This is a genomic window from Salinivibrio sp. IB574, assembly GCF_001996205.1.
Lineage (GTDB): Bacteria > Pseudomonadota > Gammaproteobacteria > Enterobacterales > Vibrionaceae > Salinivibrio > Salinivibrio proteolyticus.
Genome location: NZ_MUFN01000015.1, coordinates 127,833 through 136,251, shown reverse-complemented (window position 1 = coordinate 136,251; position 8,419 = coordinate 127,833). Strand labels below are relative to the sequence as shown.

Below are 8,419 nucleotides of genomic sequence, written 5' to 3'. Positions count from 1 at the left end.
TTTTGACTCCCCTAACGCGTTGTCGGCGTTAAGTAGGTGGGCTATCTTAATCATTTAAAAACTGACGTCAAGCGTTTATTTTTATTTGATTTTTTGCCCCGACATGGCCGCTGAGCGCTTGCCCTGTGTGCCGTGTCGATGGAGGCGCATTATAGAGAAGTTGCTCACCTTGGCAAGAGGGAAAAGCGACTTTTTTTAGAAAAAGCCGCCGTTCGGTCAAACAATCAGCGTTATGGCCTAAAAGCGGGCAAATTGCTCGCTGAATTCCGCCACTTTACGCCAATCCGTGTATTCCACTTCCTTGGTGGTGTCCGTTTCCCCACCCGTAATATGCATGATAAAGCGAATCATCACTCGATCGAACCATTTATAGCGTGGGTAGTAGAGTGCGCCCGCAAACACGCCATGCAGTTCAGGGGTCCACGGTGACTTCTCGATAAACTTACGGCTATAGGCGCTGGTCTCTGGTGTGTCTTTGCCCGGCTTACGCGCAGTGAGATTGACACTAAAGAATGCAGCTTTCGCCACTTTGAGCTGATCAACATGCGTATTGATAAATTGGTACAGCTTTTTATTAAAGTGGCCATATCGGATAGACGCGCCAATCAGCACGCGATCATAACGACTGAGATCGACCTGAGGAAGCTGATGAATATCCTTTATCTCACACTCCGCCGACTCACCCAGCTGCTTCTCGATAAAATGCAGGATCTTCTTGGTCTGCCCTTCTCGGCTAGAGTGCAGTAGTAAGACCTTTTGCGTTGCATCCTGTTGCGCGCTCATGTTCTCTCCTTCCCCATTCGGCTAGCTGCGCCAGAATGTGGGCGTAAATAAAACCAATAACGTGAATATCTCTAAACGGCCAAAAAGCATCGCGAGGATCAAAACCCATTTGGCCGTATCATTAATATCACCAAAGTGAGCGGCCACTTCTCCGAGTCCCGGTCCTAAGTTATTGAGGGTCGCAGCAACCGCAGAAAAAGCGGTTAATTCTTCAATCCCCGTCGCAATTAAGGCCAACATGCAAATGACAAAGACCAGCGCGTAAGCCGAGAAGAAGCCCCATACGGCATCGACCACTTGTTGCCTTAGCGCTTTATTTCCGACCTTGATGGTATAGACCGCACGAGGGTGCACTAACCTTTTTAGCTCCCGTGTCCCTTGCAGAGAGAGCAGCAGAATACGGATCACCTTCATCCCGCCACCAGTTGAGCCAGCACAGCCACCAATAAACGATGAAAACAAGAGTAAGACTGGAAGGAACAACGGCCAATGGGCGAACGTCGTCGTGGTATAGCCAGCAGTGGTCGAGATAGAGACAGACTGAAACAAGGCTTGGGTTAATGTCTCTGTCGGACCGTCGTACACTTGGTGCCCACTTAGCATGGTAAAGACCACCAGCCATAATAAGAACTGAATCACCAAAAAGGCGCGAAACTCAGGGTCACGGAGATAAAACTTAATGTTTAGGCCATTATTGGCAAACGCGGCAAAGTGCAACGAGAAATTACATGCAGAGATGAGCAGAAAGACAACCGTGATCAGGTTGATGGCGGTACTATCAAAATGTCCAATACTGGCATCATGGGTCGAAAAGCCCCCAATCGCTACAGTCGAAAAACTGTGCCCGATCGCATCAAAGACTGACATACCGGCTAGCCAATAGGCCAACGCACAGCTCACGGTCAAGGTCAGATAAATGTACCAAAGCACCTTGGCTGTCTCGGCTATTCGCGGTGTCATCTTGGTATCTTTGACAGGACCAGGGATTTCTGCTCGATAAAGCTGCATTCCCCCGATACCGAGCACAGGCAGAATCGCCACCGCTAACACAATGATCCCCATGCCGCCGAGCCATTGTAGCAATTGACGATAAAACAAAATCGCTTTGGGAAGCTCATCCAACCCCACAATCACGGTTGCACCCGTTGTGGTTAAGCCTGAAAAAGATTCAAAAAAGGCTTCGCTGACGGAGAGATCGGGTTGCTCCGAGAGTATCAAGGGTACCGCGCCCGCGCTGCCAATCACCGTCCAAAACAAGACCACAATCAAAAAGCCGTCACGCGCTTTTAGCTCATGTTTATTACGACGGTTTGGAAACCACAGCAACCCACCGCCGGCAAGCAACAGAAAGAAGGTCAGTACAAAAGGATAACCTGCACCGTCTCGATATATAAACGCGACCAGCGCTGGTGCGAGCATCGTTATGCTGAACAGGGCCAGCAGGAGTCCGACGATGCGGGTGATGGAACGAAATTGCATAGCCTGACGTGGCCCTCTTATCGGCGACAGTATTCAACTGACGTCTCGTCGTTACACGTAAAGCAGGCTAGGTGCCTGACGTTGATTCATTTTCCAGCGGAGACACATGGGCCTGGCCGCGGGTCTGGTTTTTTAATGCTTCTAGAAAATCTGCGACAAATCGCGCGTCAATGCGCGCAGTTAATCGCACATTATGACTGAATTCTGCATCAAGCTGAACGCCATGGTATTGCTTGAGTAAGGATTCAATTGTATCAATGTGAGCATATTCACAGCTTAAGACGTAAGGAACCGTGACAGCGATTTCTCGCGTTTCCATCATCATCAACGCTTGTTGCACACTACTTCCGTATGCTTTCACCAAGCCACCGGTACCCAGCTTTACCCCACCGAAGTATCGCACCACCACCGCACAAATTTCACCGACATTCGCACCGGAAAGCTGCGCGAGCATGGGCTTACCCGCCGTCCCGGCAGGTTCACCATCATCGCCACACCCCCACTGTACGGAGGATTCAGGCCGACCCGCGACGAATGCCCAACAGTGATGACGTGCATCTGGATAGGTCTCACGGATAGATTGAATAAATTGTTTGGCGTCTTCTTCTCCTTGCGTATGAGCAAGGTAGGTAATGAAGCGACTTTTCTTTATCTCCTGCTCACAGCGGACTGTTTGAGCAGGAACCCGATAGGGAGTGATGGACATACACAGCTCGACCCAATACTTTTCCCCGTCAGTCTACCATAGCCCATCAGAGAATAACGCAGTGTAAAGCTTCTACTCACACCACATATTTTAAACATTCGTTTAACTTTTGGTTGTCATTTCTTATAACAATGATCCACACTAGGTCGCATCTGGTCTAACCAGAACACTCTTCAACCAGGATGGTACTGCCAACGTGGAGAACGACCATGATCTACCAAGGAGATAACCTTTCAGTTCGTGCATTGGATAACGGCATTGCAGAACTGACGCTGGACAGCCAAGGTTCTGTCAACAAACTGGATCTTGCAACGCTAGAAAGCTTAAACGAAGCGCTGGAAGCGCTTGCGGGCCAAGACATTAAAGGCTTACTACTCACCTCAGCCAAATCAGCCTTTATTGTAGGCGCGGATATCACAGAATTTCTCGGCCTGTTTGCCAAGCCAGATCAGGAACTGTCTGACTGGGTGGCACGTGCTAACGCTATTTTTAACCGCTTGGAAGACCTACCTTTCCCAACGATCAGTGCCATTAATGGCCATGCTCTTGGCGGTGGTTGTGAGTGCGTACTCGCCACTGACTTACGCGTGGCGAGCACTGACGCCCGTATCGGTCTACCCGAAACCAAACTCGGTATTATGCCGGGCTTTGGAGGGACCGTTCGTTTGCCACGTCTTGTCGGCGCAGATACCGCAATGGAGCTGATTACCGCAGGAAAAGACAAGCGCGCCAGTGCTGCGTTGAAAGAGGGACTGGTCGACGCGGTGGTAGAGAGCGACAAACTGCGTGATGCCGCAATAGCCATGCTTACTCAAGCCATTGAAGGCAAGATTGATTGGCAAACCCGCCGCCATCAAAAACAACAACCTCTAGCCCTCAATCGCACCGAAGCGGCGATGAGCTTTACCATGGCCAAAGGCATGGTCGCTCAGGTTGCTGGTAAGCATTACCCCGCTCCGATGGCGGCCGTTAAGGCGATTGAAGAAGCCGCAAGCCTAGGACGTGATGAGGCGCTTGAGGTTGAGAACCGTTACTTTGTTAAATTGGCCAAGACTGACGTTGCCAAAGCCCTTGTGGGTATTTTCCTCAATGACCAAGTCATTAAGGGCAATGCAAAGAAAGCAGCCAAACAAGGTAAAGATACGCAGCGTGGAGCTGTGCTCGGCGCAGGCATCATGGGCGGCGGTATCGCGTATCAATCCGCGCTGAAAGGCGTGCCGGTAATGATGAAAGACATCGCGCCCCAGTCATTGGAACTGGGCATGACGGAAGCGACCAAGTTGTTGAATAAGCAACTTAGCCGCGGTCGCATTGATGGCTTTAAAATGGGCCAAGTGCTGTCGTCAATCACTCCAAGCCTCCACTATGCGGGCATTGAGCACAGCGATGTCGTGGTCGAGGCTGTGGTCGAGAACCCGAAAATCAAAGCGAGCGTACTCAAAGAAGTGGAAGCGCTAGTCAGTGACGATACGGTGATTGCCTCTAATACCTCCACCATTCCAATTAACACCCTCGCCAAGTCTTTGGCCCGCCCAGAAAACTTCTGTGGCATGCACTTCTTTAACCCGGTTCATCGCATGCCATTAGTGGAAGTGATTCGTGGCGAGAAAACCTCTGATGAAACCATCGCGCGCGTGGTGGCTTATGCCGCCAAGATGGGTAAATCGCCCGTGGTCGTCAACGACTGCCCTGGCTTTTTCGTCAACCGCGTATTGTTCCCCTACTTCCATGCCTTTAGCTTGCTACTGCGTGACGGGGTGGACTTCCAGCGCATTGACAAAATCATGGAAAAACAATTTGGCTGGCCTATGGGCCCTGCTTATCTGCTTGATGTGGTTGGTATCGATACCGCACATCATGCTCAGGCAGTGATGGCAGAAGGCTTCCCAGACCGTATGAGTAAATCTGGCCGTGATGCCATTGATGTGATGTTTGAGGCCGAGCGCTTTGGTCAGAAAAATGGCAAAGGCTTCTATCGCTACACCACAGACAAGAAAGGCAAGCCGAAAAAAGAAGCCGACGAAGCAGTCTCTGCGTTGCTCGCCCCCGTGATTGAAGGAGGTCAAGCAGAGATCAGTGACGAGGAGATTATCGCTCGTATGATGGTGCCGATGATCAACGAAGTCGCCCGCTGCTTGGAAGAAAACATCATTGCCTCTCCGGCAGAAGCAGACATTGCTTTGGTTTACGGTATCGGCTTCCCTCCATTCCGAGGCGGTGCTTTCCGCTACGTGGATACCTTGGGTGTCGAAAACTATGTCGCCATGGCAGAAAAGTTTGCGGATCTCGGTGCCTTGTATCACGTCCCCGCTGATATGAAACGTCGAGCTGGCGACAAACAGGCTTATTTTGATGTTACACCGGTCAACGCACCGCAATCAGCCTAAGTTTAAGGAGAGAACAATGAACAATGTAGTGATCGTTGACTGTATCCGTACCCCCATGGGCCGTTCGAAAGGCGGTGTATTTCGCAACGTCCGCGCTGAAGATCTATCCGCGCATCTGATGAAATCTCTGCTGGCACGCAACCCTGCGGTAGAAAGCACCAGCATCGAAGACATCTACTGGGGCTGTGTACAGCAAACGCTCGAGCAAGGTTTCAATATTGCCCGTAATGCGGCACTCCTTGCTGGCATTCCACATAGCGTGGGTGCAACCACCGTCAACCGCCTGTGTGGCTCGTCGATGCAGGCTCTCCATGACGCCGCCCGTGCCATTATGGTTGGCGATGGCGATACCTTTTTAATTGGTGGTGTGGAGCACATGGGCCATGTTCCCATGAACCATGGCGTCGACTTCCACCCCGGGCTCTCAAAATCCGTCGCCAAAGCCGCCGGTATGATGGGACTGACCGCAGAAATGCTTGGCCGTATGCACGGCATTAGCCGTGAAATGCAAGATGAGTTTGCGGCGCGCTCCCATGCCCGTGCGCACGCCGCTACCGTTGAAGGCCGCTTTAAAGACGAGATCGCGCCGATTGAAGGCCACGATGCCGATGGCCTGCTCACCTTGGTGGAAAGTGATGAAGTGATTCGTCCAGAGACCACCGTAGAGAGCCTCGCTGGTTTGCGTCCCGCCTTTGATCCGGCAAACGGTACAGTGACAGCAGGTACTTCATCGGCCCTTTCCGATGGTGCGGCAGCAATGCTAGTGATGAGCGAAGAGAAAGCCAAAGCGCTAGGCCTGCCAATTCGTGCTCGCATCCGCGCGATGGGCGTTGCAGGTTGTGACCCATCCATCATGGGCTATGGCCCGGTCCCAGCGACCAAAAAAGCGCTCAAACGTGCGGGCCTAAGCATCGATGACATTGACTTGGTCGAACTGAATGAGGCATTTGCTGCCCAGTCTTTGCCTTGTGTGAAAGATCTCGGCCTGATGGATAAAATGGATGAAAAGGTTAACCTCAATGGAGGTGCCATTGCGTTAGGACATCCATTAGGGTGTTCAGGCGCACGCATCTCGACCACCTTGTTACATCAAATGGAGCGTCAAGATGCGACAATAGGCTTGGCAACCATGTGTATTGGCCTAGGCCAAGGGATTGCCACCGTGTTCGAGCGCGTGTAATGCCTTCCTTGTGACCATGAAAGAGCGGTGTTTACCGCTCTTTTTTTTAGGTTGCGCCTAACGGCGTTCAATCGCATAGTGATTGATGTAACGCAAGTGATTGCTTATTCGCACGGCCTAGTATGGCCGCTCACTTATTCCAACCGGGAGAATGCCATGTTTAACGCGCTTGTCCTCGAACAACACGAAAAACAAACCCTCGCGAAGATCACCTCACTCGATGACGATTTGCTGCCTGATGGTAATGTCACCATCAATGTTGATTTCAGCTCCCTCAATTATAAAGACGGCCTAGCCATCACCGGCAAAGGTAAGATTGTTCGCCAATTCCCCATGGTGCCGGGGATAGACTTTGCGGGCACGGTTGCCGATAGCCAGCATCCTGACTATATGCCCGGAGACAAAGTAGTACTGACTGGCTGGGGCGTCGGAGAGTCACACTGGGGTGGCATGGCCGAGAAAGCGCGTGTTAATGGCGACTGGCTCGTTCCCCTTCCTGAGGGCCTCACTGAGCAACAGGCAATGATGGTAGGTACCGCTGGGTTTACCGCCATGTTATGTGTGCAAGCCTTAATCGATGGCGGCGTAAAACCTGAAGATGGTCCTGTGTTAGTCACCGGCGCGAGTGGCGGCGTTGGCTCGGTCGCGGTCACCTTATTGCATGCTTTGGGCTATCGCGTCAGTGCAGTCACAGGCCGACTTGAAACCAATCAAGCGTGGCTTAAGCAACTAGGCGCTGAGGACGTGCTACCGCGTGAGTCCTTTAGCGCACCCGGTCGCCCGCTGGACAAGCAACAGTGGGCTGGCGCAATTGATACCGTAGGCAGTCAAATGCTTGCCAATGTCCTCTCACAAATCCAGTACGGGGGGACGGTCGCCGCATGCGGCCTTGCCGGCGGTTTTGATTTACCCGCAACTGTAATGCCGTTTATTTTACGCAATGTGCGATTGCAAGGTGTTGACTCCGTTTCTTGCCCGAAAGCGCAACGTCAAGCTGCGTGGCAGTCACTTACCAAGCTGCTCCCAGCCAGTTACTTTGAACAGGCATGCCACACTATCGCACTGGCGCAAACCCCAGAATATGCGGATAAAATTATTCAGGGCGAGGTGAAAGGCCGCGTGGTGATTGATATCACTCACCAAGGTTAATTCACGCAACAAGGCCAATCTTTGTTACAGGTTGGCCTTTTTTGGTGACGTACAGACAAAAAAAATCCCGCTCCGAAAGCGGGGAAGCCCAAGAAAACTGGGAGTGAGTGTAGCTGTTGAGTGAGTTAGCCTAGTCAGGCTGCGAACGTGGTGTCGAAGTGGCTAAGGTTTCCACCAATAGCCCCAGCGCTGCAGCGCAAATTGCTAGTGTTGCCAAGAGAGCGTGCTCATGACTTTGCGTTAATACCCAAAAAGCGAGTCCGCTCAGCCCTGTGTAAGCTGCGATACGGTGTCCATAAGCTAAGCCCAATTTGCCCGTTTGTGCTTTTCTCATGACCCCGCCTTTCGTTAACGACTTGTTAATTAATCTACACATTCTTTTTACAAACACAACCCTGTTTGAATAATTCCTCGCCATAAGTATGATCAGACCGACATTTTTCGAGGTATTTAACATGACTGCCCCTTTTGACCATGCCGATCTCCAACTTGATGCCATAGGCCTACGTTGCCCCGAGCCAGTAATGATGGTGCGTAAGCGTATCCGCCACATGGATGACGGTCAGACCTTGCTTATCACCGCGGATGATCCCTCCACGACACGGGATATCCCGAGTTTTTGTCGCTTTATGGACCATACCCTGGTCGCAGCCCAAACAGAGACCGTGCCGTTTCAATTTTTGATCAAAAAAGGGCTGGCATAACGCCAACCCTTATCGATCCATCATTGTCTTG

Annotated in this window: 8 protein-coding genes; 4 read left to right on the top strand and 4 right to left on the bottom strand. The window is 51.5% G+C overall.

The features are described 5' to 3' along the window. Positions 1–237 precede the first annotated feature (237 nt). The 3 genes from hemG to BZJ17_RS09525 all read right to left on the bottom strand — a co-directional run bounded on the left by hemG (position 238) and on the right by BZJ17_RS09525 (position 2,968). The gene (gene hemG / locus BZJ17_RS09535; protein ID WP_077640548.1) at positions 238–783 is read right to left on the bottom strand and encodes a menaquinone-dependent protoporphyrinogen IX dehydrogenase; all 546 of its coding nucleotides are present in this window, start codon (positions 781–783) and stop codon (positions 238–240) included. A gap of 21 nt (positions 784–804) precedes the next feature. Next, complete coding sequence (locus tag BZJ17_RS09530; protein WP_077640547.1) at positions 805–2,262, bottom strand: TrkH family potassium uptake protein; 1,458 nt, start codon at positions 2,260–2,262, stop codon at positions 805–807. A 67-nt stretch (positions 2,263–2,329) separates the two neighbouring features. Further along, positions 2,330–2,968, bottom strand: coding sequence for a YigZ family protein (locus BZJ17_RS09525; protein ID WP_077640546.1), 639 nt, complete (start codon positions 2,966–2,968; stop codon positions 2,330–2,332). Positions 2,969–3,177: 209 nt separating this feature from the next. On the opposite strand from BZJ17_RS09525, the gene fadB reads away from it, so the two are divergent. The 3 genes from fadB (at position 3,178) to BZJ17_RS09510 (ending at position 7,684) form a co-directional block, all read left to right on the top strand. Further along, positions 3,178–5,355 carry a fatty acid oxidation complex subunit alpha FadB gene (gene fadB / locus BZJ17_RS09520; protein ID WP_077640545.1) on the top strand — a complete coding sequence of 726 codons (2,178 nt, stop codon included), beginning with the start codon at positions 3,178–3,180 and terminating at the stop codon, positions 5,353–5,355. Positions 5,356–5,371: 16 nt separating this feature from the next. Then, positions 5,372–6,535 carry an acetyl-CoA C-acyltransferase FadA gene (gene fadA, locus BZJ17_RS09515; protein ID WP_077640544.1) on the top strand — a complete coding sequence of 388 codons (1,164 nt, stop codon included), beginning with the start codon at positions 5,372–5,374 and terminating at the stop codon, positions 6,533–6,535. A gap of 156 nt (positions 6,536–6,691) precedes the next feature. Then, positions 6,692–7,684, top strand: coding sequence for an MDR family oxidoreductase (locus BZJ17_RS09510; protein ID WP_077640543.1), 993 nt, complete (start codon positions 6,692–6,694; stop codon positions 7,682–7,684). 130 nt (positions 7,685–7,814) lie between these two features. Here BZJ17_RS09510 and BZJ17_RS09505 read toward each other — a convergent pair whose 3' ends face one another. After that, the gene (locus BZJ17_RS09505) at positions 7,815–8,018 is read right to left on the bottom strand and encodes a hypothetical protein (RefSeq protein WP_077640542.1); all 204 of its coding nucleotides are present in this window, start codon (positions 8,016–8,018) and stop codon (positions 7,815–7,817) included. A 121-nt stretch (positions 8,019–8,139) separates the two neighbouring features. Between BZJ17_RS09505 and tusA the strand changes: the two genes are divergently transcribed. Next, the gene (gene tusA / locus BZJ17_RS09500; protein ID WP_069586522.1) at positions 8,140–8,388 is read left to right on the top strand and encodes a sulfurtransferase TusA; all 249 of its coding nucleotides are present in this window, start codon (positions 8,140–8,142) and stop codon (positions 8,386–8,388) included. Positions 8,389–8,419 lie beyond the last annotated feature (31 nt).